The organism is Klebsiella sp. G-Nf4 (genome assembly GCF_002810615.1).
Taxonomy (GTDB): Bacteria; Pseudomonadota; Gammaproteobacteria; order Enterobacterales; family Enterobacteriaceae; genus Klebsiella; species Klebsiella variicola.
The window spans coordinates 375,920-401,202 of record NZ_PION01000001.1 but is presented as its reverse complement, the minus strand read 5'-3'; the positions used below and the strand labels follow the sequence as shown (position 1 = coordinate 401,202).

24 protein-coding genes are annotated in these 25,283 nt (G+C 59.6%); 12 read left to right on the top strand and 12 right to left on the bottom strand.

Going from position 1 to position 25,283, the window contains the following annotated elements; all coding sequences use genetic code 11:
* Nucleotides 1-101: 101 nt before the first annotated feature.
* The 6 genes from CWM57_RS02030 to CWM57_RS02005 are packed head-to-tail and all read left to right on the top strand — an operon-like array spanning nucleotide 102 to nucleotide 7,224.
* A complete protein-coding gene (locus CWM57_RS02030; RefSeq protein ID WP_100630540.1) occupies nucleotides 102-1,724 on the top strand; it encodes a TIGR04028 family ABC transporter substrate-binding protein in 1,623 nt (540 codons plus the stop codon).
* 10 nt (nucleotides 1,725-1,734) lie between these two features.
* Nucleotides 1,735-2,679, top strand: a complete 945-nt coding sequence (locus tag CWM57_RS02025; RefSeq protein WP_008804745.1) for an ABC transporter permease — start codon at nucleotides 1,735-1,737, stop codon at nucleotides 2,677-2,679.
* Nucleotides 2,676-3,524, top strand: a complete 849-nt coding sequence (locus CWM57_RS02020; protein ID WP_100630541.1) for an ABC transporter permease — start codon at nucleotides 2,676-2,678, stop codon at nucleotides 3,522-3,524. Before CWM57_RS02025 ends, CWM57_RS02020 begins: the two co-directional genes overlap by 4 nt.
* Nucleotides 3,521-5,137: a dipeptide ABC transporter ATP-binding protein gene (locus tag CWM57_RS02015; protein WP_074385738.1), complete on the top strand. Its 1,617-nt coding sequence runs from the start codon at nucleotides 3,521-3,523 to the stop codon at nucleotides 5,135-5,137. Before CWM57_RS02020 ends, CWM57_RS02015 begins: the two co-directional genes overlap by 4 nt.
* A complete protein-coding gene (locus tag CWM57_RS02010; RefSeq protein ID WP_165784121.1) occupies nucleotides 5,137-6,123 on the top strand; it encodes a putative FMN-dependent luciferase-like monooxygenase in 987 nt (328 codons plus the stop codon). The genes CWM57_RS02015 and CWM57_RS02010 overlap by 1 nt, the downstream gene beginning before the upstream one ends.
* 9 nt (nucleotides 6,124-6,132) lie before the next feature.
* Nucleotides 6,133-7,224, top strand: coding sequence for an alkylhydroperoxidase domain protein (locus CWM57_RS02005; RefSeq protein ID WP_100675523.1), 1,092 nt, complete (start codon nucleotides 6,133-6,135; stop codon nucleotides 7,222-7,224).
* A gap of 6 nt (nucleotides 7,225-7,230) precedes the next feature.
* Here CWM57_RS02005 and araJ read toward each other — a convergent pair whose 3' ends face one another.
* Nucleotides 7,231-8,385, bottom strand: a complete 1,155-nt coding sequence (araJ, locus tag CWM57_RS02000) for an MFS transporter AraJ (RefSeq protein WP_038422617.1) — start codon at nucleotides 8,383-8,385, stop codon at nucleotides 7,231-7,233.
* A 278-nt stretch (nucleotides 8,386-8,663) separates the two neighbouring features.
* Here araJ and CWM57_RS01995 point away from each other — a divergent pair, with 278 nt between their 5' ends.
* The 4 genes from CWM57_RS01995 to CWM57_RS01980 all read left to right on the top strand — a co-directional run bounded on the left by CWM57_RS01995 (nucleotide 8,664) and on the right by CWM57_RS01980 (nucleotide 10,693).
* The gene (locus tag CWM57_RS01995) at nucleotides 8,664-9,101 is read left to right on the top strand and encodes a VOC family protein (RefSeq protein WP_012968112.1); all 438 of its coding nucleotides are present in this window, start codon (nucleotides 8,664-8,666) and stop codon (nucleotides 9,099-9,101) included.
* Nucleotides 9,102-9,187: 86 nt separating this feature from the next.
* On the top strand, nucleotides 9,188-10,006 hold the full coding sequence (ppk2, locus tag CWM57_RS01990; protein ID WP_012541603.1) for a polyphosphate kinase 2: 819 nt from the start codon (nucleotides 9,188-9,190) through the stop codon (nucleotides 10,004-10,006).
* 178 nt (nucleotides 10,007-10,184) lie between these two features.
* Complete coding sequence (locus CWM57_RS01985; RefSeq protein WP_025711567.1) at nucleotides 10,185-10,370, top strand: hypothetical protein; 186 nt, start codon at nucleotides 10,185-10,187, stop codon at nucleotides 10,368-10,370.
* Nucleotides 10,367-10,693 (top strand): CcdB family protein, encoded by a 327-nt coding sequence (locus CWM57_RS01980; protein ID WP_074385734.1) that lies wholly within the window; start codon nucleotides 10,367-10,369, stop codon nucleotides 10,691-10,693. The genes CWM57_RS01985 and CWM57_RS01980 overlap by 4 nt, the downstream gene beginning before the upstream one ends.
* A gap of 52 nt (nucleotides 10,694-10,745) precedes the next feature.
* Here the strand turns inward: CWM57_RS01980 and fdnI are convergent, their stop codons facing one another.
* Genes fdnI through fdnG form a run of 3 tightly spaced genes read right to left on the bottom strand, consistent with a single transcriptional unit; the run spans nucleotide 10,746 to nucleotide 15,338 of the window.
* Nucleotides 10,746-11,402, bottom strand: a complete 657-nt coding sequence (gene fdnI, locus CWM57_RS01975; RefSeq protein WP_048330292.1) for a formate dehydrogenase-N subunit gamma — start codon at nucleotides 11,400-11,402, stop codon at nucleotides 10,746-10,748.
* Nucleotides 11,395-12,279: a formate dehydrogenase subunit beta gene (fdxH, locus tag CWM57_RS01970; protein ID WP_100630546.1), complete on the bottom strand. Its 885-nt coding sequence runs from the start codon at nucleotides 12,277-12,279 to the stop codon at nucleotides 11,395-11,397. The genes fdnI and fdxH overlap by 8 nt, the downstream gene beginning before the upstream one ends.
* An 11-nt stretch (nucleotides 12,280-12,290) precedes the next feature.
* The gene (fdnG, locus tag CWM57_RS01965; RefSeq protein ID WP_100630547.1) at nucleotides 12,291-15,338 is read right to left on the bottom strand and encodes a formate dehydrogenase-N subunit alpha; all 3,048 of its coding nucleotides are present in this window, start codon (nucleotides 15,336-15,338) and stop codon (nucleotides 12,291-12,293) included.
* A 225-nt stretch (nucleotides 15,339-15,563) separates the two neighbouring features.
* Here fdnG and yddG point away from each other — a divergent pair, with 225 nt between their 5' ends.
* Nucleotides 15,564-16,442, top strand: coding sequence for an aromatic amino acid DMT transporter YddG (yddG, locus tag CWM57_RS01955; protein WP_074385729.1), 879 nt, complete (start codon nucleotides 15,564-15,566; stop codon nucleotides 16,440-16,442).
* Here the strand turns inward: yddG and CWM57_RS01950 are convergent.
* The 7 genes from CWM57_RS01950 to CWM57_RS01920 all read right to left on the bottom strand — a co-directional run bounded on the left by CWM57_RS01950 (nucleotide 16,439) and on the right by CWM57_RS01920 (nucleotide 22,687).
* Nucleotides 16,439-17,212, bottom strand: a complete 774-nt coding sequence (locus tag CWM57_RS01950; RefSeq protein WP_074385728.1) for a 1,6-dihydroxycyclohexa-2,4-diene-1-carboxylate dehydrogenase — start codon at nucleotides 17,210-17,212, stop codon at nucleotides 16,439-16,441. The genes yddG and CWM57_RS01950 overlap by 4 nt on opposite strands.
* A 9-nt stretch (nucleotides 17,213-17,221) precedes the next feature.
* Complete coding sequence (gene benC / locus CWM57_RS01945) at nucleotides 17,222-18,238, bottom strand: benzoate 1,2-dioxygenase electron transfer component BenC (protein WP_100675521.1); 1,017 nt, start codon at nucleotides 18,236-18,238, stop codon at nucleotides 17,222-17,224.
* A gap of 9 nt (nucleotides 18,239-18,247) precedes the next feature.
* Complete coding sequence (benB, locus tag CWM57_RS01940) at nucleotides 18,248-18,733, bottom strand: benzoate 1,2-dioxygenase small subunit (RefSeq protein WP_074385726.1); 486 nt, start codon at nucleotides 18,731-18,733, stop codon at nucleotides 18,248-18,250.
* A complete protein-coding gene (locus CWM57_RS01935) occupies nucleotides 18,733-20,115 on the bottom strand; it encodes a Rieske 2Fe-2S domain-containing protein (protein ID WP_074385725.1) in 1,383 nt (460 codons plus the stop codon). The genes benB and CWM57_RS01935 overlap by 1 nt, the downstream gene beginning before the upstream one ends.
* A 109-nt stretch (nucleotides 20,116-20,224) precedes the next feature.
* Complete coding sequence (gene catA / locus CWM57_RS01930; RefSeq protein ID WP_100675520.1) at nucleotides 20,225-21,151, bottom strand: catechol 1,2-dioxygenase; 927 nt, start codon at nucleotides 21,149-21,151, stop codon at nucleotides 20,225-20,227.
* A gap of 69 nt (nucleotides 21,152-21,220) precedes the next feature.
* Nucleotides 21,221-21,511 (bottom strand): muconolactone Delta-isomerase, encoded by a 291-nt coding sequence (gene catC, locus CWM57_RS01925; RefSeq protein ID WP_061154455.1) that lies wholly within the window; start codon nucleotides 21,509-21,511, stop codon nucleotides 21,221-21,223.
* 12 nt (nucleotides 21,512-21,523) lie between these two features.
* Nucleotides 21,524-22,687 carry a muconate cycloisomerase family protein gene (locus CWM57_RS01920; protein ID WP_165784120.1) on the bottom strand — a complete coding sequence of 388 codons (1,164 nt, stop codon included), beginning with the start codon at nucleotides 22,685-22,687 and terminating at the stop codon, nucleotides 21,524-21,526.
* Nucleotides 22,688-22,858: 171 nt separating this feature from the next.
* Here CWM57_RS01920 and CWM57_RS01915 point away from each other — a divergent pair, with 171 nt between their 5' ends.
* Nucleotides 22,859-23,695, top strand: a complete 837-nt coding sequence (locus CWM57_RS01915) for an IclR family transcriptional regulator C-terminal domain-containing protein (RefSeq protein WP_165784119.1) — start codon at nucleotides 22,859-22,861, stop codon at nucleotides 23,693-23,695.
* Here the strand turns inward: CWM57_RS01915 and kmrA are convergent.
* The gene (gene kmrA / locus CWM57_RS01910) at nucleotides 23,690-25,189 is read right to left on the bottom strand and encodes an efflux MFS transporter KmrA (RefSeq protein WP_061154453.1); all 1,500 of its coding nucleotides are present in this window, start codon (nucleotides 25,187-25,189) and stop codon (nucleotides 23,690-23,692) included. The two genes, CWM57_RS01915 and kmrA, sit on opposite strands and share 6 nt — an antisense overlap.
* Nucleotides 25,190-25,283 lie beyond the last annotated feature (94 nt).

Sequence of the window (25,283 nt, the reverse complement as noted above, 5' to 3'; positions counted from 1 at the left end):
AGTAAATCCAATTTCCGCAAATGCTTAGCGCAATTCCTTGGTTCCTTTGTTTTTAGCCGCGCCCGATGATGACAACACAATAGATAACAAAGGAATTCACCATGCATCGTCATTTTCGCCTGCCTGCGCTGGCCGCCCTGTTTCTCTCCGGCGCCTTTTCCGTCTGGGCCGCCGACACGCCGGTTAAAGGCGGCACCTTAATTTATCTGGAGCAGCAACCGCACACCAATCTCTATCCGCCCGCCGGCGGCTTTTATCCGAATGGCGGTATTCTCAATCAGATAACCGACAAGCTCACCTGGCAGAACCCGAAAACGCTGGAGATTGAGCCGTGGATTGCCGAGAGCTGGACCAGCAATGCCGATAAAACCGAGTACACTTTCCACCTGCGCAAAGGGGTTACCTTCTCGGACGGCACGCCGCTTGACGCCGCCGCCGTGGCCAAAAACTTCGACACCTATGGTCTGGGAGATAGAGCCCATCGCCTGCCCGTCTCAGAGGTCATCAATAACTACCAGCGCAGCGAAGTGATCGACCCGCTGACGGTGAAATTTTACTTCAACAAACCGTCGCCGGGCTTCCTGCAGGGAACCGCGACCATCGGCTCCGGTCTGGTATCACTCAGCACCCTGCAGCGCAATTTTGAAGAGCTGGGCGATGCCCGACATATTATCGGCTCCGGGCCCTTTGTGGTGCAGGATGAAAAGCCAGGCCGCGAGCTGACGCTGGTGGCGCGCAAGGATTATCAGTGGGGGCCGAAAAACATTGCCCAGCAGGGGCCCGCTAACCTCGACGGCATCACCTATATTGTGACCCCGGAAGACAGTGTGCGCATCGGCGCGCTGCTGGCGGGTCAGGCGGGCTTTATTCGCCAGGTGCAGGCCTACGATGAAAAGCAGGCGACCGATCAGGGATTTAAGGTCTACGCCGCCCCTACCCGCGGGGTCAACGACAGCCTGAGCTTCCGCCCGGATAACTCGCTTGTCGCCGACCTGCGGGTGCGCCAGGCCCTGCTCCATGCCACCAACGCCAAACAGGTGGTGGAGACGCTGTTCTCCGCTAACTACCCGCAAGCGACCTCCGTACTGGCCAGCTCCGCCGCCGGCTATGTCAATCTGAGCGATAAACTGACCTTCGACCAGGCCAAAGCCCGACAGTTGCTGGACGATGCCGGCTGGAAGCCCGGCGCCGACGGTATTCGCACTAAAGACGGCCAGCGGCTGGCGCTGACGGTCTATGAGTCGCTCCCGCAGCCGCAGAATAAGGAAGTGCTGCAGCTGATCGCCCAGCAGTGGCGCCAGGTGGGTGTGGCGTTGACCGTCAAAGCCGGGGATGCCGGTAGCCGTACGCTGGACAATCTTGACCCGCAGAAAACCCCGCTCACTGTCTCAGAAGTGGGCCGCGCCGACCCGGATGTGGTGAAAAGTATGTTCTTCCCCAACAATCGCGATGCGCTGCTGCAGAAAGGTGGCTCCAGCGATAAAGTGCAGCACTTCCGCGATGATAAGCTGAATGACCTACTGACCGGCATCTCCGCGGCGGTAGAGCCGCAGCAGCGCTTGCAGTTAACCGGTGACGCCCAGCGCTATCTGATCGATAACGCCTATGTGATCCCCATTTTCGAAGAGCCGCAGGTGTTCGCCGGCGCGCCGTGGGTCAAAGGCGTCAGCTTCGAGGCCGTCGGTCGTCCGTCGTTCTACGGCGCGTGGCTGGATAAGCACTAAGAGGCCGGGTATGAGCGCTTATCTTCTGCGACGGTTCGGCCAGGGACTGCTGGTCCTGTGGGCGGCATTTACCCTCACCTTTTTCCTGCTGCAGGTGCTGCCGGGAGATGCAGTGCTGATCAAGTTTCAGAACCCGGACCTCGGCCTGAGCCCGGCGCAAATCGCTGACATGCGGCTGGCCTACGGCGCCGATAGCCCGCTGTGGCGCCAGTACCTGCACACGCTGCTGGCGATGCTGCACGGCGACTTCGGCTATTCCCTGCAGGCGGGTCTGGCGGTCAGTAGTCTGATTGCCAGCAACCTGCCGGATACCTTAAGCCTCGCGCTGCCGGCCTTCCTGCTGGCTGTAGCGCTGGCGTTCGCCCTCGCTTTCGCCTCGCGTCTGCCGGGGCTGCGCTGGCTGAGCAACCTCCTGCAGTCGCTGCCGGTGCTGTTTATCTCTCTGCCTACCTTTTGGCTGGGTATCGCCCTGATCCAGCTCTTCTCGTTTCAGCTGCGCTGGATCCCGGTGATCAACCCCGGCCCACTGGAAGGGCTGATTTTACCGGTTATCGCCGTCGCGCTGCCCATTTCGGCCCCGCTGGCGCAGATCCTGATGCGCAGCATGGATCAGGTGGCGGTTCAGCCCTTCGTCGCGGTCGCCCGCGCCAAGGGAATGAGCGAAACGGGCGTCCTCTGGCACCATGTGATGGGCAACGCTCTGCTGCCGGCGCTGAATATTGCCGGGCTGCTGCTGGGCGAGCTGATTGCCGGGGCGCTGATCACTGAGACCGTCTTCGGCCGCAGCGGCCTCGGCCAGCTGACCCAGCAGGCGGTCAATAACCAGGATATCGCCGTGCTGCAGGCAGTGGTGATGATCTCCGCCCTCGGTTTCGTCCTGATAAACCTGCTGGTCGACCTGGTTATGCCGCGACTGGATCCCCGACTCCATTTACAGACCGGAGGTGCGAAATGAGCCTGGTCGATTATGCCATCGCGGTTCGCCGCCGCCCGGAATGGCGCAGGGTGCGTCTGCAGCCTGGCTTGTGGCTGGCGTGGGCGGTGATGATTACCGCGTTGTTAATGGCCCTCGCCCCGCAGTGGTTTACCGCCGCTAACCCGCTGGAAGGGATCCCCGGCGCTCAGCGCCTGGCGCCGCAGGCGCACTACTGGCTGGGTACCGACCAGCTGGGGCGCGACCTGTGGACGCGGGTGGTTTACGGCGCGGTACATTCCCTGTCGGCGGCGCTGATCGCCGTCGCCATCGGCCTGGTGGTGGGTACCGCCCTTGGTACGCTCGCCGGGGCGCTGACCGGACGCGTTGAATCCACGATCATGCGCCTGGTCGATGTCCTGCTGGCCATCCCCTCCCTGCTGCTGCAGCTCACGGTAATTATTCTGCTCGGTTTCGGCACGGTGAATGCGGCGGTGGCTGTCGGCGTGTCGGCGATCGCCAGCTTCGCACGCCTGGCGCGGGCGGAAGTCGTGCGCGTGCGCCACAGTGATTACGTCGAGGCGGCCCGGGGCAGCGGCGGCACCTTTTTCGCCGTCTTCTGGCGCCATATTCTGCCCAACTCGCTCACTGCGGTGCTTGCTTTCGCGACGCTGCAGTTCGGACAGGCGATGTTGGCCCTGGCTACCCTCAGCTTCCTCGGCTACGGCACCCCGCCGCCGATCCCGGAGTGGGGATTATTGATCGCCGAAGGTCGCAATTACCTGTCGACCGCCTGGTGGCTGACCACCTTCCCCGGCCTCGCCGTGGTCGCCGTGGTCCTTGCCGCCAATCGTCTTAGCCGCCAGTGGAGTGGAGTACGCCCATGAACGTTTTGTCCGTTGAAGATCTGCGCATCAGCTACCGCTCGCGGGGCGAATGGCGCGAAGTGGTGCATAACGTGAGTTTTTCCATCCAGCGTGGCGAAATGCTGGCCTTCGTCGGAGAATCCGGCTCGGGGAAAACCACCACCGCGCAGGCCATAATCGGCCTGCTGGCGGATAATGCCCGCCGGGATGGCGGGCGGATTGTCCTCAATGGCGAAGAGATTAGCGACTGGTCGGCAAAACGGCTTAACCGCCTGCGTGGGGTGAGCATTAGTCTGGTCCCGCAGGATCCCGGCAATTCGCTTAACCCGGTAAAAACCATAGGTCAGCAGGTGGAAGAGATCCTGCGGCTGCATCAGTCCCTCTCCGCAGGTGAGCGCCGACTGCAGGTCCTTAACCTGCTCACTAAAGTCGGTCTCAGCCACCCGGAACAGCGTTTTGACCAGTATCCGCATCAGCTGTCTGGCGGGATGAAACAGCGGGTGCTGATTGCCATCGCCATTGCCCTGCAGCCGGATCTGATTATTGCCGACGAGCCCACCAGCGCCCTCGACGTCACGGTGCAGAAGCGCATTCTCGACCTGCTTGATATCCTGCGCCGCGAGTCGGGTACCGCCGTGCTGTTTGTCACCCACGATCTGGCGCTGGCCGCAGAACGCGCCGACCGGATCATGGTGTTTCGCCAGGGAGAGATTCAGGAACAGGGCCCCACCGAGGTGATTGTCCAGCGTCCACAACACCCTTACACCCGCCAGCTGCTCCACGACCTGCAGGATGCGCCGTTGGGGCTGACGGCGTCTCGTCACCGGCCGCTGGCCACGCCGGCCATTCGCGTTGAGGGGATCAGTAAACGCTTCTCACTGGGCAAACAGGCGCTGCAGGCGCTCGACAGCGTCAGTTTTGAGGTCAGACGCGGCACCACCCATGCGCTGGTGGGCGAATCCGGTTCCGGAAAAACCACCCTGGCGCGGATCCTGCTGGGCTTTGAGCGCGCCGATGCCGGACAGGTGACCATCGACGGTATCGACGCCGGACATCTCAGCCGCGAGGCGCAGCGTCAGTTGCGGCGGAAAATCCAGTTTGTCTACCAGAACCCCTTCGCCTCGCTCGACCCGCGCCAGACGCTGTTTGCGATTATCGAAGAGCCGTTAAAAAACTTTGAGCGCCTCAGCGCGTCGGCACGTCGCCTGCGCGTGGAGACCGTCGCCGCGCGGGTGGCGCTGGCCCCGGAGCTGCTATCGCGTACGCCGAGGGAGCTCTCCGGCGGCCAGCGGCAGCGGGTGGCGATTGCCCGGGCGCTGATCCTCGAGCCGGCGATACTGGTTCTTGACGAAGCGACCTCGGCGCTCGACGTCACCGTTCAGGCGCAGATCCTCGCCCTACTGCAGCAGTTACAGCAGCAGCTGGGTCTCAGCTACCTGTTCATTACCCACGATCTGGCGACGGTCAGGCGGATTGCCGACAGCGTCACGGTACTGCGCGCCGGCCAGGTAGTGGAGCATGGCGACGTTGGCCGCCTGTTCGCTACCCCGCAGCAGGCCTACACTCGCGAACTGATCGCCGCCATTCCCCAGGTTTCACCCCGCTTAGCACAGGCCCACACGGAGAACGCATAATGCCTAAACGCCTCGGCTTTTTTACCCGTCTGCTCGATCAGGGCTCCGCGCAAACGCGCTACCGGCTGGCGGCCGAACAGATCCGCCACGCGGAGCGTTTGGGCTTCGACAGCGCATGGATTGCCCAGCACCATTTTCATGAACAGGAAGGCGGCCTGCCATCACCGCTGGTGTTTCTCGCCCACGTGGCGGCACAGACCGACCGGATCCGTCTCGGCACGGCGATTATCACTCTGCCGATGGAAAATCCGCTGCGCGTCGCCGAAGACACGGCGGTACTGGATTTACTCACCGACGGGCGTCTGGAGGTGGGGTTTGGCTCCGGCGGCACGCCAACGTCGTTTCTGCCCTTCGGCCTGACCAGCGAGCAGCGCGGGGCGGTGTTTGCCGACCATCTGCACCTGATCCATAGCGCCTGGCGCGGCGACACCCTGAGCCACCCGGACAACCGTCTCTATCCGCCCGCGCCGCAGCTGGCGGAGCGTATCTGGATCGCCACCTTCTCGGCGGAGGGCGCCATCCGTGCCGGTCAGGCGGGACACGGGCTGATGCTGTCGCGCACTCAGCCACGTCCACCCGGTGAGCCACGCCTGCCGCTGGACGCCATTCAGAACCCGATTATCGACGCCTACCTGGCGGCGCTGCCGGATGGCGTTGAACCGCGGATCCTCGCTTCGCGCACCGCCTTCGTCGCCGACAGTCACGCCCACGCCCTGCAGATCGCCGAGCCCGGTCTGCGTAAGCAGGCGACACAGCACCGGGCGGCGGGTCATACGATAGAAGGTGACAGTGTCACCGACTATCTGCAACAGCTGGATGCCCACGTTGGCGATCCTGAGCATGTTATTGCCTCCCTGGCGCAGGACAGCGTGCTGGCCCGCGCCACCGATATTTCGTTTCAGGTGCACTCGGTGGAGCCTTCGCACCGGGATACGCTGCGTTCCATTGAGCTGATCGCTCAGCATATTGCCCCCCACATCAGATAAGGAGTCACCATGACGCTGAGTCAGGATATTCTGGCCGAACTGGCGGAGATTGCCGCCGGTTCCCCGCTCGACCAGGCGCGCGCCGTACGCGATGCCGCCACCCGTCACGCCCAGGGAAGTTATGAAGTACTGTTCAGCGAGCAGGACGCTGACTTTCCTCTTGATGAACGCTTCGCGGTGGCCGCGAAGGTGGCGAAACTGCACCAGGCGGACGCGCTGGCGGCGCACTATGCCGGTTTCGGGCTCGCCGATCCAACCACCGATCGTCTGGTCCCGGCGCTGGCCTTTGCCCGCCTGCTCACCTTCACCCCCGTCGAAGCCACCCCCGGCGCGCTGCACACCTTAACCGGCGCGGGCTGGAGCCTGCGGGGCATCGTCACTCTGGCGCAACTGGTGGCCTTTGTCAGCTTCCAGAGCCGACTGCTGCTGGGCCTGCGGGCGCTTAACCATAAGCCCATTGTCAGCGCCGATACGCCGCTGGTCGCCGGATACTGGCATACCACACCGCACACCCAGAGCGGCAAAGCGGCCCCGGTTCGCTTCACCCGCGACGAGCTGCACTGGGAACCCTGGCTGGCCGATAAACCGCTGGCGGAATTCAGCGCTGAAGAACAGGCGATTCTGGCCAAATATGGCCATAGCGACTCCCCCTACTTTCGCCTGCTGGCGCGCAACCAGCCGGTGCTGGAGCAGCGGACGCTGACCGATAAAGGCATTTTCTATACCCCCGGAGGATTGCCGCGCGCCGAACGCGAACTGGCGGCCACGGTGACCAGCAAAATCAACGGCTGTATTTACTGCGCCTCGGTGCATGCCCGCAAAGCGGCGCAGCTGGCAAAGGACGAGACCGCCGTCGACACGCTGCTGGCGGTGACGCCGGGGGAGAATTTGAGTGACGGCCAGTCGCCGCGCTGGCAGGCGGAAATCGACGCCGCCGCTGCGCTGTCGGTGACGCCGCCCGGGCTGAATGCCCGCCATCTGGCGGCGCTTGATGAGCAGGGTTTAGATACCCTGGCCCAGCTGGATCTGCTGCAGTCTACGGCCTTTTTCGCCTGGGCCAACCGGCTGATGCTGACCCTTGGCGAACCCTGGCGTGAGTAAGCGTCGTTAGCAAGCTTGTCGGCGCTGATGGCAGCCATAGATGAGCAAGGCGCTCATCGCCAGAAACGACAGCGTGGCGGCAGGAAGCGCCACGCTGTTCCAGCCAAAGCCCTGGGCAATCATCATCCCGCCGCAGAAGGCACCGATGGCGCTGCCGAGGTTGAAGGCAATCTGCCCTCCTGCCGCCCCCAGCATCTCGCCGCCTTTGGCGTTCTGCAGCAGCAGGATCTGCAGCGGCGCCGACAGGGCAAACAGTCCCGCGCAGCAGATAAACGCCAGGGTCAGCGAGGCGACTTTATGCTCACCGAAGGCAAAGATCAGCAGCAGCGTCACGGCAATGACCCCGTCGGTTATGGCCGCAATGCGCAGCGGGCTAAAGCGCCCGGAAATTTTGCCGCTGAACAGATTGCCGACCACCATTCCCAGCCCCGCCAGCATCATAATCAGCATCATCCTGCTTTCGGCAAAGCCGGAGACGTTGATCATAAAGGGCTTAATATAGCTGAACCAGGCAAACACACCCGCATTGCCAAACATGGTGGCGGCAAAAATCAGCCACGGCGCCGGGGAGGCCAGAAAACGGAACTGCTCGCGCAGCCGGGTGCTGGTGCGATCATAGAGGGTGGGCACCCAGCAGAAAATAGTCATCAACACGGCGACGTTAAACACGGCGATAAGGGCAAAGGTATAGCGCCAGCTGAAGTGATGCCCAAGCCAGGTGCCGCCGGGGACCCCCACCAGGTTAGCCACCGTCATCCCGCCGATCATGCCCGCCACCGCGGCGGTCACCTTCCCCGGCGGCGCGATTTTCGACAGGATTATCGCCCCGACGCCAAAGAACGCCCCGTGGGGAAAACCGGAAACCAGGCGGCCAAGCGCCAGCATGGCGTAGCTACTGGAGAGGGTAAACAGGGTATTGCCGAGAATACACAGGGCAGCGAGAAACAGCATCACCGATTTCAACGAAAACCGGCTGGAGAGCAGCGCCATGATCGGCGCGCCGATCACCACGCCGAAGGCATACCAGGCAATCATATTGCCGGCGGCGGGGATCGAAATCCCGACATCGTGCGCCATATCCGGCAGCACGCCCATAATGCCAAATTCCGCCATGCCGAGTCCGAAGGTGCCCAGCGCCAGTGAAAAAATCGTTTTTTTCATACATCTTATAGGGGTATTGAGAGACGGCCGGCATTATTGACTATCCCGCCCCGACACACCAGCTAAAAACGCCCGACGGCAGCTTCCTCCATACAACGGCCTGATTCGTTCATGCTCGCCGCCCGCGCGGCAGGCCGTCATCGAGCCGGCGACGGCGTGGCTTAGCAATGACCCTCCCCTATTAAAATCAGTGGGCTCAAAGCGATAAACGCCCAATTGATCTCAACTTAACTTGAGGTTGTAAAGTCTCCCCATCATTCACCTCTGGAGAATCATCGATGCAAACTGTTGATGTCGGTTTTACCCATGTCGCCTTTACCGTCCGCTGTCTGGCCAGCAGTATTGATTTTTACACCCGCTATACCGCGATGACTGTCATTCACCAGCGCGAGCCCGGCTTGCCCTCAGCACGTAAGGTGGCGTGGCTCAGCGATCGCACCCGGCCCTTCGCTCTGGTGCTGGTGCAGAGTGACGATCCGGCCGACACGCCGCTGGGCCCGTTCGGCCATCTCGGCGTCGCCTGCGCCACCCAGGCGGAGATCGATGAGAAGGTCGCTCAGGCGCGGCGGGAAGGCGTTTTGCGGCGGGAACCGGAACAGCTGGGCGATCCGGTGGGTTATTTCGCCTTCTTTGCCGACCCGGACGGTAACACCCTGGAGCTGTCATGGGGGCAGCGGGTGGGGCTGGAAGTCATTGCGGCGGGGAACGCCAGCTAGCCCGTCCCCTGCGCGAATATTTTCCACCGTCTCGCCGGCGAAGGATTACACTTCAAAGGGATACCTCGGCAACACGGAGCATGGCGATGGGTAATAAGAAAAACGGTAATCCGGTCGACGCGGCGGTGAAGACCGCCCCGCTCGACAATAAAGCGTATGAGAAGGCGTTGCGCAAACTCCATGTTGAGCTGGTGAAACTGCAGCGCTGGGTGGTGCATAAAGGGCTGAAGGTGTGCATCGTCTTTGAAGGCCGTGACGGCGCTGGCAAAGGCGGCACCATTAAGGCGATCACCGAGCGCGTCAGCCCGCGTATCTTCCGGGTCGTCGCCTTACCCTCACCCACCGAGCGTGAGAAAAGCCAGCTCTATTTTCAGCGCTATATCAAACACCTTCCGGCGGCTGGCGAGATTGTGATTTTCGATCGCAGCTGGTACAACCGCGCCGGCGTCGAACGGGTGATGGGCTTTTGCACGCCGGAGGAGGTGCAGAAGTTTCTCGACGGTGCGCCGATGGTAGAGCGCGGCATGGTCGAATCGGGCATTATTCTGCTCAAGTACTGGCTGGAGGTCTCTCCGCAGGAGCAGGAGCGCCGCCTGCGGGATCGCATCGACGATGGTCGTAAAATCTGGAAGCTCTCGCCGATGGACATTAAGTCTTTCAACCGCTGGGATGAATATACCGCCGCCCGCGACGCCATGTTCGCCGCCACCGATACCGCCTGGGCGCCATGGTTCGTCGCCCGCTCGGAGGATAAAAAGCGCGTACGCCTGAATATCATCACCCATCTGCTGTCGCAGATCCCCTATGAAGCTTTACCGGTAGAGCATGTGACGCTGCCGAAGCGCAAAATTGGCAAAATGAAACAAACCAATTTCCCCTTCCGCTTTATTCCGGAGAAGTTCTGATTATTCCCCGCCGCGCTGGTTAATACCAGCGGCGGGTTTATTACCATAACCATGAATATTTCAGGCTGTTACTTTCCTCTGGAAGCTGTCTCGCAAAATAAATATTAAATTTCCTGCTGGGATTTATTTTTTAGTGAGTAAAGTGAATAATCACAGAACCAACCGCAAGGAGCCTATGATGAAAAGTAATACGCTACGTAAAAGACCCACTGACGTACCCGTCCAGAAGGCGTCAGCACAGCCAGGTAAGGATTTACGAGAAGCAGATAAACAGCGACAGCACAAGGAATTCATTGCCGCAATGAATGAATTTATTGCAAAAGGAGGCACTCTTACTGATGATGAATTCTTCAGGGTACTATGATGCTTGAACAATTCAATGTTTATCGAAATTGTTCTGCTCAGACAAATAAAACCCTGCCGTATTATATGATCGTGCAGAATGATTATTATGCAGACCTGGCCACGAGAGTCATTATTCCTTTAATGCGACTACAACAGTTACCACGCTGGCATCAGCATGTCGTACCAAGGATAAATATAGAATTTGACAGCTTTTTACTTTGTACGCCAATGATCAGTAACTTAAATAATAAACGGATCCAGCCACAGGATTTCGTCTGCAATCTGAGTCATGCGCGCCAGGGCGTTATCGATTCAATCGATACACTTATCACGAACTGCTGACTGTCGGGAACCCGCTCCGACATCTCCGGAGCGGGTTTCGCGCCGTGACGGCTTACTTCATCCCTTCGCGACTCTCTTTGATCGCTTCCAGGCGTTCGACATCGCGATACCAGCGCGGGTGATGTTTCTTCGCCCAACGGCGGCTGACCTTGCCTTCGATCATGCCCTTAATCGACCCTTTCACCCAGAATGCCATATACATATGGATGAGGATCGCGTGGATCAGGATAATCGCCGACGTCGCATGAATCAGCAGGCTATAGCGAATCACCTGAATCGGGAAATATGCCGCGAAATACGGCCGCCAGATAATCACCCCGGTCACCAGCAGCACGAAAATCATGCTCATAATGGTCCAGAACATCATCTTCTGCCCGGCGTTATATTTACCGACGCGCGCGACCTTATGTTCGTTGCCTTTCAGCACCTCCACGATGCCTTTCAGCCAGGGGATATCCTGTTTATCAGGAATATTGTGGTGGACAAAACGCACAAACATAAACATCAGCGCGACAAAAATCAGCACCCCAAAGAACGGGTGCAGGATACGCCCCATCTGCGGCGTGCCGAAGGTTTCCGTTAGCCACTGCAGCGTCGGGAAGAAAAACGATATTCCCGACAGTGCCACGAGGAAGAAACAGATAACCACCGTCCAGTGACAGGCGCGATCGATAAACGTCGTGCGCACAATCATCTTCGATTTACTCATCATGCTCCTCCTCGTCGTCGTCAACTTCCTTGTTCGGCCCGATACCGATGTAGTGGTAGATAAGCCCGGCGAAGGTGGCGATAAAGCCCGCCGCCGCCAGCGGTTTCACCCCCCCCTTCCACAGATTGATACTGGTATCGATCTGCGGTTCCTTCGGCAGTTTGTGATACAACTCCGGCTGGTCAGCATGATGCAGGACGTACATCACGTGGGTGCCCCCGACGCCCTGCGGGTTGTAAATCCCGGCGTTGGCATAACCGCGTTTTTTCAGCTTATCCACCCGCTCCTCGGCCACCTCCAGCATCTCTTTCTTCGTACCGAAGTGGATCGCGCCGGTAGGACAGGTTTTCACGCAGGCCGGTTCCTGACCAACGCTGACCCGGTCCACGCACAGGGTGCATTTATAGACCCGGTTATCCTCTTTATTGAGGCGCGGGATATTAAACGGACACCCGGCAATGCAGTAGCCGCAGCCGATGCAGTTTTCCTGCTGGAAATCGACGATGCCGTTGGCGTACTGAATGATCGCCCCGGCGGAGGGGCAGGCCTTCAGGCAGCCCGGCTCTTCGCAGTGCATACAGCCATCCTTGCGGATAAGCCACTCCAGCTTGCCGTTCTGTTCGGTCTCGCTAAAGCGCATGACCGTCCAGGATTTGGCGCTGAGATCCGCCGGGTTGTCGTACACCCCGACGCAGTGCCCCACTTCATCGCGGATGTCATTCCACTCAGAACAAGCCACCTGGCAGGCTTTACAGCCCACGCAGGAGGAGACATCGATAAGCTTGGCGACTTCCGCCTTATAGTCCCGCGCGCGCGGCGCGGGCGTGATCGGGTTGGTCGCGGAGCGTTTAATAATGTCTTGTGTTTCCATCGCCATTGAATCGCTCCTTACGCTTTCTCGATGTTGACCAGAAACGCCTTATACTCCGGCGTTTGCGAGTTGGAATCGCCGACGTTAGGCGTAAGGGTGTTGGCGATATAACCCTTGCGGGCCACGCCTTCAAAGCCCCAGTGCAGCGGGATACCGACGGTTTCGACCTGCTGGCCGTTGACGCTCAGCGTGCGCAGGCGCCGGGTCACCACGGCAACCGCGCGAATAAACCCGCGCTTGCTGCTGACTTTCACCCAATCGCCGTTGGCGATACCTTTGCTTTTCGCTAGTCCTTCACTGATTTCGACAAACTGTTCCGGCTGCGCGATGGAATTGAGCAACGCATGCTTGGTCCAGGTGTGGAAATGCTCGGTCAGACGATAGGTGGTGCCGACATACGGGAACTTATCCTTCTTACCCAAGCGGATGGCGTCCTCTTCATACAGACGCACCACCGGGCTGGAGACCACATTCGGGTGCAGCGGGTTGGTGCCAAGCGGGGTTTCCATCGGCTCGTAGTGTTCCGGGAACGGCCCTTCCGCCAGTTTATCCAGCGCAAACAGGCGGCCAAGTCCCTCCTGCTGCATGATAAACGGCCCGGTGTTGCTCCCCGGCGGCGCAGTATTGAAGTCCGGAATATCATTCCCGACCCACTTGCTGCCGTTCCACTGGATCAGCATCCGCTTCGCATCCCACGGCTTGCCGTTCATGTCAGCCGAGGCGCGGTTATACAGCACCCGGCGATTGAGCGGCCACGCCCAGGCCCATCCCAGCGTATTGCCGAGGCCCGAAGGGTCAGCGTTATCGCGATTCGCCATCTGATTGCCCTGCTCGGTCCAGCTGCCGGTGTAGATCCAGCACGACGACGCGGTGCTGCCGTCATCGCGCAGCAGCGCGAAGCTGTTCAGCAACTGTCCTTTTTTCGCCAGCAAAGTGCCATTTTGATCGTAGAGATCCGCCAGCGCGTAGCCGTTGTTCTCTTTAGCCACTTCTGCCGATTCCGGATGGTCTGGCTGCTTATAGCTCCAGCTCATTTTCAGCAGCGGTTCCGCGCCCTTCCCGCCTTCGCGACGGTACAGCTCGCGCAGACGATGATAGATCCCAGCCAGGATTTCGCCATCGTTGCGCGCTTCCCCCGGTGCGTCCTGGCCTTTCCAGTGCCACTGCAGCCAGCGACCGGAGTTGGCGATCGAACCATCCTCTTCGGCAAAGCAGGTCGACGGTAGGCGGAAGACTTCGGTCTGAATCGCCGATGGGTCGACATCATTAGACTCGCCGTGGTTTTGCCAGAAGGTCGAGGTTTCGGTCACCAGCGGATCGATAACCACCAGATACTTCAGCTTGCTGAGGCTACGCACCACTTTGTTTTTGTCCGGGAAGGACGCTACCGGGTTGAAGCCCTGACAGATATAGCCAGTGACGTTGCCGTTATCCATCATATTGAAGTACTTGATAACGTCGTAAGCCTGATCCCATTTCGGCAACCAGTTGAAGCCCCAGTCGTTCTCTTTCTGCGCCGCCTCGCCATAGAACGATTTCATCAGGCTGACAAAGAATTTCGGGTAGTTGCTCCAGTAGTTCACCTGCTCGGGCAGCGTCGCCTTCGGCGTGTTGGTGCTAAGATAACTTTGCAGATCGCTCTGTTTATCGGACGGCAGCGTCAAATAGCCCGGCAGACTGGTCGACAGCAGTCCCAAATCGGTCAGCCCCTGAATATTAGAGTGGCCGCGCAGCGCGTTGACGCCGCCGCCGGCCATGCCCATGTTGCCGAGCAGCAGCTGGATCATCGCCATGGTGCGGATGTTCTGCGCACCGACGGTGTGCTGCGTCCAGCCCAGGGCATACAGGAAGGTGGTGGTGCGATCCGCGACGCTGGTTGACGCCAGCACCTCGCATACTTTGAGGAAGTCCGCTTTCGGCGTACCGCAGATATTCTCCACCACTTCCGGCGTGTAGCGGGAAACATGCTGCCTGAGCAGATTCCACACGCAGCGCGGATGGCTGAGCGTTTCATCGCGTTTGGCGTAGCCGTTTTCATCGAACTGGTAGTTCCAGGACGATTTATCGTACTGACGTTTTTCGGCATCGTAGCCGCTGAACAGGCCCTCTTCGAAGGCAAAATCATCCCGCACCAGCAGACTGGCATTGGTGTAATGCTTCACGTACTCGGCATTGATCTTATTATTTTCGATCAGGTACAGCAGCACGCCCGACAGGAAGGTAATGTCGGTACCGGAACGAATCGGCGCATAGATATCGGCCACCGACGCGGTACGCGTAAAGCGCGGGTCGACGACGATAAGCGTAGCATCGTTATTGTTTTTCGCTTCCATCGCCCAGCGGAACCCCACCGGATGCGCTTCCGCGGCGTTGCCGCCCATCACTACCACGACGTTAGCGTTTTTGATATCAACCCAGTGGTTGGTCATCGCGCCGCGACCAAATGTTGGAGCAAGACTTGCTACCGTTGGTCCGTGTCAGACGCGCGCCTGGTTGTCTACCGCCAGCATGCCGAGCGAACGCACAAACTTTTGCGTCAGCATGCCGGTCTCATTGCTTGCCGCCGAGGCGCACAGCATGCCGGTGGAAAGCCAGCGGTTAACCGTCACGCCCTGCTCGTTCTTTTCAATAAAGTTGGCGTCGCGATCGGCTTTCATCAGTCTGGCGATGCGGCTAAAGGCTTCGTCCCAGGAGATGCGCTGCCATGTATCCGAGCCCGGGGCGCGGTATTGCGGATATCGCAGGCGGTTTTCACTGTGGACATAGTCCAGCAGGCCAGCGCCTTTCGGGCACAGCGCGCCGCGGCTCACCGGATGGTCCGGGTCCCCTTCAATATGGTAAATCGCTTCTTTGGCGTTTTTCGCGCCGTCGCCGAGGCTATACATTAATAGCCCACAGCCAACGGAGCAGTAAGTGCAGGTGTTGCGGATCTCTTTCGCACGCAGCAATTTGAAATTGCGTGCCTGAGCCAGCGCCATTTTCGGGGCAAAGCCCAGGGCGGCGGCTGTGGTTCCGGCCATACCGCCTGCGCAGATCTTAAAGAACTTTCTGCGGCTGACGTCCATTGCATTCCTCCATGCAGGATGTTGATTCATCGCGCGGAGGAAACTAACAGCAATACCTTTGTTTTATTTGCGTCAAATCAAGGTCGAAAACGCTCGCCCCCTTAATAGTCAGCAGCGACGAGTTTGACTAATACCAAAGAGTTAACGCCGGCGGGAAATATCGACCATCGACCGGCAAAAGGTGTTATAAATTCCGGCTGCGTTTGCGTCACTATCAGGTTAAATATGCAAAAAAAGAGAGCGACATCAATAGGCTTCGCCGCCATTATCTTATGGAGCACGATGGTCGGATTGATTCGCGGCGTCAGCGAAGGGTTAGGCCCGGTTGGCGGCGCGGCGATGATTTATAGCCTCAGCGGCCTGCTGCTCATTTTTACCGTTGGCTTTCCCAACCTGCGCCAGATCCCGCGCCGCTATCTGCTGGCCGGCAGCGTGCTGTTTGTCAGCTATGAAATCTGCCTCGCTCTGTCGCTGGGGTTCGCCGCCACTCGCCAGCAGGCCATTGAAGTGGGGATGGTCAATTACCTGTGGCCCAGCCTGACGATTTTGTTCGCCATTCTCTTTAATGGCCAGAAAAGCAGTTGGCTGGTGATCCCCGGTTTAGTGCTGGCGCTGTTCGGCGTGAGCTGGGTACTTGGCGGCGAGCACGGACTCAACCCCGAGGAAATCATCAATAACGTGGTGTCCAGCCCACTCAGCTACATTCTGGCGTTTGTCGGCGCGTTTATCTGGGCGGCGTACTGCACGGTGACCGCGAAGTACGCCAAAGGTAAAAATGGCATTACCCTCTTTGTCCTGTTAACCGCCCTGACGCTATGGCTGAAATTTCTCGCCAGCGACCAGCCGCCGATGCTGTTTAGCTGGCCGGTAGTCATTAAGCTGATGACGGTCTCCGTGGCGCTGGGGCTGGCCTACGCGGCGTGGAACGTCGGGATCCTGCACGGCAACGTCAGCCTGCTGGCGGCGGCGTCGTACTTCACGCCGGTGCTCTCTTCCGCGCTGGCGGCAGTCCTGCTCAGCGCCACGCTATCGTGGTCCTTCTGGCAGGGCGCCGGAATGGTGTGTCTCGGCTCCCTGCTCTGCTGGTACGCCACTCGCCGCTAACCGAGATCGCCCCCCGCCACCGGTATCGTCACACCCGTGATATAGCTGGCTTCATCGCTGGCGAGAAACAGGATCGCGTTCGCCTGTTCCGCCAGCGTGCCGTACCGGCGCATCAGACTGCTCGCCACCGTCTGATCGACCACCTGCTGATACCACGCCTTTTCCTGCTCGCTCGGTTGCTCATCGTTGCGCGGCGTCAGACGTGGCGGCGCCTCCGTCCCGCCCGGTGCGACGGCGTTAATCCGAATACCGCTGCCGCTGTACTCCATGGCAATCGACCGGGTCAACGCGTTAACGCCGCCTTTCGCCGCCGAGTAAGGCACCCGGTTCACCCCCGCCGTCGCCACCGACGAGATATTGACGATGCTGCCTTTCCCCTGCTTCAACATCCAGGGGAGCGCCGCACGGCAGCCCCACAGCGTGGGGAACAGCGAGCGGCGGATCTCTTTCTCGATCTGCTCCGGTTGGTATTCGGCAAACGGCCGCGCCCAGATAGTCCCCCCGACGTTATTGATTAACACATCGAGGCGGCCAAAATGCGCGATCCCAGCGGCAAACGCCTGCTCGGTGCTCGACCACTGTTCCAGATCGGCCTCCAGCGCCAGTACCTGACTTCCGGACTGGGCTAGTACGGCTGCCAGCTCGTGGACATACGTTGAACGGTCAATCAACAACAGCGCGGCGCCTTCAGCTGCTGCCTGCTCCGCGGTCTGGCGGCCAATCCCCTGCGCCGCGCCGGTAATGGCAACGACCTTATCGGTAAAACGCATACTGCCTCCTTATGCCGCCGCGCTCTGGCTGGCGATAAATTTCTCATACCAGAAGCCTGCCGGGGAAATGCCTCTGTCGCGCAGCGTCGTGGCGACTGCGTTGACCATCGGCGGCGGCCCACAAAGATAGATATCGACGTCGCCGTTATTCAGCATGGCGTCGTCAAGATGGTCGGTGACAAAACCGCGCTGCGGGCAGGAACTGCTTTCATCCGCCACCACCGGCAGCCAGCGATATCCCGTCAGTTGCTGTTTAAACGCATCCAGCGCGTCGGTTTTCACCAGATCGCAATCGCGGGTCACGCCGTACAGTAGCGTTACCGGGCGCTGACTGCCCTGTGTTTGCAGGGTGTGTAACATGGACAGCAACGGCGCCAGCCCGGTGCCGCCCGCCAGCATGAGCAGCGGGCGTTCGCCGTGGCGCAAATAGAAGCTGCCCATGGGCCCACTGAGGATCAGACGATCGCCGGGCCGCGCCTGCTGGGTTAACCACTGGCTCATCATGCCGCCAGGCACGTTACGAATAAGAAAGCGCCCTTCGAGAGAACCCGGTAACGAACTAAATGAGTAGGCGCGCACATGAGGCGTGCCCGGTACCTGAATGTTGATATATTGCCCCGGCAGAAAAGCCAGCGGCTCATCCAGGGCGACCACCAGTTCGATGGCGGTATCGGACAGACAATTCACCTGCCGCACCTGCGCCCCGGTGTTGGTCAGCGCGGTTTTACACTGCGCGGCGGCCACCGGCACATCGATCACACAGTCGCTGGTCGGGACCATCTGGCAGGTCAGCACCTGACGGGCCTGCGCTTCGTCGTCGCTTAACGCCTCGTCGAGATAATCTTCGCCCAGGTCGTACTCACCGCTGGCGCAGTGACATTTGCAGGTACCGCAAACGCCGTCCGAACAGTCCATCGGCAGATTCACCTTCTGGCGATAGGCGGCATCCAGCACCTTCTCCCCGGCATTACATTGAATAAAGCGGGTAATGCCGTCCTCAAAATTAAGAGCAATATTGAAGGTCATAAGCGCCTCTTAAATGTGGTAAACATCAATCACCTGACGGATATAGTCGTTATTCAGGCGTACCGTTTTGCGCACGATCTGCGGCCTGCCGTCCTGCTCGATTAGCGTGCAACAGGTAGAGCCGAAATAAGCGTCCGTGTGTTGATAGCGATGGCTCCAGGTGACCCAGTTGTAGCGCACCGCCAGCCCCTCGTCGCTTTCGCCCATCAGTTCAACATTGCTGATGATGTGCGTGGTGCGCGGCTCCGGCGTACTGGCGCCGGAACGTTCGGTTTTAATGCGATAGACGCGATCTTCCAGGCCTTCACGGTTGGGGTAGTAGATAAGGGAAATCTCTTTTTGCGGATCGCGCGTCAGCTGGTCGTCGTCGCCCCACGCCGGCATCCAGTAGACCACCTGCGGGCTGTAACAGCTCAGCCATTCGTCCCACTGACGGTCATCCAGCAGGCGGGCTTCGTAATAGAGAAACTGGCGAACGTGTTCGAGGGTCAGCATCAGGCCACCTCCACACGCTGGGTAATCGACTGGTCGTAACGCTGCTGTTCCTGTTCCAGCGCCGCCAGCATCACCGTTTGCCAGTGATGGTGATGGGCGATGTACAGCGCTTCATCTTCCGATTTCACCCCGCTGAGTCGTGGCGTGAAACCGGCATGTTTGGCGTGCTCATCCGGGCCATCGACCCAGCGCAGCGCGCCGCGGCTCAGATCGCTCCAGGGCAGATTTTCGCCAAGATAGCCGCGCTGACAGGCGCTGAACTCTTCCAGATCGTCCGGCGTCCCCATTCCGCTGACGTTAAAGAAATCTTCGTACTGGCGGATGCGTAGCGCCCGCGCCTGGTCAGATTCGCCTTTTGGCGCAAAGCACCAGATGGTGACTTCGGTTTTATCCACCGCAATCGGGCGGATCACGCGGATCTGGGTAGAAAACTGATCCATCAGATAGACGTTGGGATAAAGGCACAGGTTGCGGGTTTCGTTGACCATCTGGTCGGCGCGTCGTTCGCCAAATTCCGCCTGCAGACGCTCGCGGTGGGCATACACCGGGCGCACTTCCGGGTTCAGCGCCCGGGTCCACAGCAACATGTGGCCATTGTCAAAACCGTAGCCGCCGCCGACGCTCTTTGACCAGCCGTTGGCGTCAACCGCATGCGTCCCTTCCGCTTCATAGTTGCGGCGTGACATGGTTGAGGCGTAGTTCCAGTGGACCACGCTGACGTGATAGCCATCGGCGCCGTTCTCCGCGCCCAGCTTCCAGTTGCCTTCGTATACATAGCTCGACGAGCCCTTCAGCACTTCCAGCCCGTCCGGCGCCTGATCGACAATCAGATCGATGATTTTGCGGGTTTCGCCGAGATACTCCTCCAGCGGCTGCACGTCGGCGTTGAGGCTCCCGAATAAGAAACCGCGGTAAGACTGAAAGCGCGGCAACTTTTGCAGATCGTGAGATCCTTCCTGTTTGAAGGTTTCAGGATAACCGCCGGTGCTCTCATCTTTGGCTTTTAATAATTTGCCATTATTGCTGAAGGTCCAGCCATGGAACGGACAGGTAAATGAGTTTTTATTTCCGCTTTTGCGTCGGCATAACATCGCGCCGCGGTGGGCGCAGCTATTAATTAACGCATGCAGTTCATTCTTTTTATCGCGGGTAATAATAACCGGCTGGCGCCCCAGCGTCAGGGTATAATAGTCACCCGGCTCTGGGATTTGACTTTTATGGGCAAGAAAAACCCAATTCCCTTCAAATATATTTTTCATTTCGAAATCAAATAACTGTTGATCGGTAAATATAGAACGATGACAACGGTAGATATGATTTTCACGGTCGACAATTAACGCGTTGGTGATTTTGTCTTTGAGCGCTGAGAGCGTTTTTTGCATGAGTCAGTCCCTCCTGCAGGATTCAGGATGAAAGAAACAGGGTGAATTTGTCGTTTTCGGGTGCAATATCCGGCCCGGGCAGCAGCGTGCCCGTGGCCAGTAAAACCGATTACTCTTTGGCGCGCAGACGCGAGCCGCGGTGCTCTTCGTCGGCGTTCAGGGCTTTACAGAGGGTGAAATCAAAACAGACCTCGGTGTGCTCTCCCTCAAGATCGCGCTGCGCGATGGTCTCGCGGTCGGTCACTTTTACCGGGTCGGCAATCAGACCGTCGCGGGTGGCAAAGGCAAAATCATCCCACAGATATTTATCGCCGCTGAGGTTAATCTGGCTGGTCAGATGCTTATAGCCCGGCGCGGAGACGAAGAAGTGAATGTGCGCCGGGCGGTTGCCGTGGCGGCCTAACTGGTCCAGCAACTTCTGCGTCGGGCCATCCGGCGGACAGCCGTAGCCGGATGGCATGATGCTGCGCACGCTGTAGCGGCCATCGGCGCCGGTGCGGATCCGCCGGCGCAGGTTGTAGTCGCTCTGGCTCTGATCGAAGAACGAATAATTGCCCAGGGTATTGGCATGCCAGATATCAACGATGGCATTGGCTACCGGCTGGCCCTGATTATCTTTAACCTGACCATGCAGCCACATCACTTCCCCGGCATCGGCGCCATCATCCATCCGGGCGTGGCTGTCGGCCAGCGGCGCATTGGCCACATACAGCGGTCCTTCGATGGTGCGTGGGGTACCGGTTTCCCGCCGCGCCGCCGCGTCGATGGCGTCCTGACGCAGGTCGAGGAAATGCTCCAGTCCCAGCCCCGCCGCCAGCAGCGCCGCTTCCTGACGCCCACCCAGCTCGTGCAGATAGTTCACCGCGTGCCAGAACTCTTCTTCTGTGACGTTATAGTCATCGATCAGCGTGCAGATATTCTCCAGCAAACGGTGGACAATGGCTTTAAAGCGTTCATTACCGCCAGGAACATTTAACCCCGCGCCTTCACGTAATAATTTCTGCACGGCTTCTTGTTGTACGAAAGCATTACTCATAATTATTCTCTCTTATCGTTGTAGGATATTTGCCGGGTGTTCCCGGCATGAGGACAGATGTTATTATTATTAGCTATCGTCTTCACGAACAGACGAGGGATGACGGCATAGCGCCTCGACGCGAATATCCATAAAAGGATACAGCGGCAATCCCATTAAAATTTGATGTAACTCTTCGGCATCTTGAACATCGAAAATACTGACATTGGCGTAAAGACCGGCGACGCGCCAGATATGTCGCCATTTGCCTTCACGTTGTAATTGCTGCGAATAGGCTTTTTCGCGTTGTTTAATTTCATCCGCTTCGGCGGCAGGAAAACCGAGCGGAATATTAACGGTCATCTCCACTTTAAATAGCATTATTTTCTCCTGTTATGCTTTACGGGAATAGAAGCGCAGCTTGTCTTCATCCAGCTCCACGCCGAGCCCTGGCGTCTGCGGGAGCGCTACCTGTCCATCGGCAAAGGTGAGTGGCACGCTGACGATATCGTCTTTGAGGAGCAGCGGGCCGAACATCTCGGTGCCCCACTGCAGCGGCAGCGTCGACCAGGCGTGCAGCGAGGCGACGGTACCGACGGTCCCTTCCAGCATGGTGCCGCCATACAGGCCAATCCCCGCCGCCTGCGCGACGCGGGCCAGCGCCAGCACGCTATTCGGTCCCCCGGCTTTGCCGATTTTCAGGGCATAAGCGCCGGTAAAGCCCTGCTGCGCCAGCTGATAACCATCGTAGGCGGTCGCGACCGCTTCATCCGCGAGGATCGCAGTTTCAATTTGCTGGCTCAGGCGCACCAGTGCGGCATTATCGTGGGCGCTGACCGGCTGTTCGATGAGGTCGACGCCCATCGCCGCCAGTTCGCGGCAGCCTTTCGCGCCGGTCGCGGCGTCCCAGGCCTGGTTGACGTCGACGCGGATGCTGGCGCGATCGCCTAACGCTTCCACAATGGCCCGGGTATGACGCAGGTCGGTGGCTAATTCCCGCGCGCCAATTTTCAGTTTGAACGCATGATGGCGGCGCTCGGCTAACAGTTTTTCCCCTTCGGCAATATCTTTCGCGGTATCGCCGCTGGCTAAGGTCCACAGCACCGGCAACGCCGTTTGCAGCGCCCCACCGAGCAGCGCCGACACCGGCAGCCCTAAGGCTTTGCCCTGGGCATCCAGCAGCGCGGTTTCAACGGCGGACTTCGCAAAGGTGTTGCCTTTAATGGCGCTGTTCATGCGGGCAGTCAGCGCATTCAGGTTATCGGCCGGCTGCCCTTTCAACAGCGGCGTCAGATAATGGGTTATCGCCGACGAGATGGCCTCCGGGCTCTCGACGCCATAGCTCAAGCCGCCAATGGTGGTGGCTTCGCCGATGCCGCAGATGCCGTCGGAGCGGGTAAGGCGGACGATCACCAGCGTCTGGCAGCCCATGGTGGTCATCGATAACTTGTGTGGCCGGATGGTCGGGACATCCACTATCCAGCTCTCAATACGTTCTACGGTGGCGGTCATTTTCGGTTCCTGGTGAGATGTATAACTTTTTGTACCCACATCCATAACGGGGAGGTGTGTGCCATTGACAATAGGGTTCAGCCTGGCCGATGGTCAACGGCGATAATCGAAATGTTGTGCGATTATCGGCATGTTTGTTAAAAGGCAGTTAATAATGTGATCGCGGTGGTAAATCCGGCACAATTCAGGACGGTGCGGTTTGCGCACGGTATAGTGATGCCCCGTGAGCTTTGCATTGCAACGGAGAGGGAATCAATGCGTGACCATACCCCCACCACCTTGAGCGCCAGGCAGGCCGAGCACGATCCCAACTTTATGCTGTCTCTGGCCCGCGGGCTGGAGGTCCTTAACGCTTTTACCCCCCAGCGCCAGCGGCTGACCATTTCCCAGTTGAGCCAGAAAACCCAAATCTCCCGCGCGGCGGTACGCCGCTGCCTGTATACCCTCGCCGCGCTGGGCATGGTGCACAGCCCGGATGGCCGCAGCTATGAACTGCTGCCCCGGGTGCTGGCCGTCGGCCACGCCTATCTGGCCGGCACGCCGCTGGCGAAAGTCGCGCAGACGGCGCTGGATAGCCTTGGCAAAGCGCTCGGCGAATCCTGCTCAGCGGCGACGCTGGACGGCGACAACGTGCTCTATATCGCCCGCGCGGCGGTCAATAATTTACTGAGCGTCGACCTGGGGCGCGGCAGTCGCCTGCCGGCGTGGGCGACCTCTATGGGACGGGTGTTGCTGAGCGCGCTGCCGGAGGAGCAGCTTGAAGTGACGCTGTCACGAGCAGCGTTAATCCGCTATACCCCGCATACTCTGTGCGATATGGCTGGTTTACGTGCAGAGATCGCCCGGGTGCGCATGCAGGGCTATGCCCTCGCCGACCGGCAGATTGAGGTAGGGTTGTGTTCGCTGGCGGTGCCCGTGCTGTCGCGCCATGGCCAGGTGGTGGCGGCGCTGAATGTCGGAGTCCCCGCCGCGACGATCAGCACCGCGGCGTTAAAAGAGAAGGCCCTCGCCCCGCTTCGACGCGCGGCGATGGACCTGTCGCTACAGCTATAGCGTTGACTGCGGTTTCGCCACGCTCGCCAGACTGCGCCAGATGCCGGCGGCCAGCAGCAGAAGCAGTACGCCCGCCGTCGCCAGCACCAGGCTGTGAGCCTGGGTAAAGGCCGCCTTCGCCGCCGCCATCAGCGCTTCGGCCACCCCGGCGGGCAGCGCCTCGGTCAGACTGACCGCCTCGCCAATCGACGACGACGCCTGCTGTGCCATAGCATCGTTCAGGCCAGGCGGCAGCACAATGGTGGCGCTGTAGCTGCGGGTCAGGATCAGGCCGAACAGCGCAATGCCGAGACCGGCGCCAAGTTCATAGGCCATGGTTTCGATCGCCCCGGCCGCCGCCGCTTTCTCCTTCGGCGCCGCCGCCATAATCGCGGAACTGGAGGCCAGCAGCGCGCTGGCGACGCTGAAGCCCAGCAATGTCATCAGCCCCCACGCCTGCCACGGCTGAGTGCTGAAATCCGTAAGCGCGAGGCCAAGAAAGCTGAAGGCGCTGAGCAACATTCCGCCCGTCGCGACCTGCCGTAGTCCCAGTTTCGACACCAGTATTCCGGCGATCGGACCGCTGAAGCCGCTGGCGACCATCACCGGCAGCATAAACATCCCCGCCTCGAACGGCGTTTTCTGATGCACAAACTGCAGCTCCTGAGCCATCAGCAGTTCAAAACCGACCAGAGTAATCAGGGCCGTCATCGCCATCATCACCCCGCTTAAAATAATACGATGGGTGAACAGCCGCATATCCACCATCGGGCGGGCCGCCGACAGCTGCTTGCGGATAAACCAGGTCAACATCGCCGCCCCGCCGATCGCCACCAGTGCGGTGAGCCACAGCGCCAGCTGGCCCTTCAGCGCCGATTTCGCGCTAAACACCAGCATCAGGATCGAGGCAATTAAAATGAGCGCCTGCAGCAGATTGAGCGGTTGTTCGCGGCGCGCGGGCTGGCGCGGCACCACCTTCGCATTAATGGCGATAACCACCAGCACGATCGGCACGTTGATCAGGAATACCGACCCCCAGTAGAAATGCTCCAGCAGCATGCCGCCCACCAGTGGGCCAAAGGCCGCGCCGCCGGAGCCCACCGCCGCCCACAGACCCAGCGCCATATTGCGCTGGCTGGCCTCGGCAAAGGTGCTGCGGATCCCAGCCAGCGTCGCCGGGACGATCATCGCCGCCCCCACCGCCAGCAAAGCGCGTGAGGCAATCAGCGTCAGGGCCGTCGGCGACAGCGCGGCACACAGCGAGGCGACGCCAAAAATGGCGCTGCCGAGCAGCAGCAGGCGCTTGAAGCCAATTTTATCGCCGAGGGCGCCCATCGGCAGCACCATACCGGCCATGACTAAGGAGTAGATATCAATGATCCACAGCAGTTCATTACCGCTGCTACCCAGTGCGACGCTGAGCGTCGGGGCAGCCACATGCAATACCGTGGCGTCAATCGCCACCGGAATATAAACCAGTAAAATCGCCATCAGCGTCATCCATTGCCGTGACATAGCTTGTACCTCAATCAATGTTGGAAATTGGACGCACGTCCAGGATGGCGATCCTGCCGGATTGTTGAACGCATGTCCAACTTTTTGTTACACT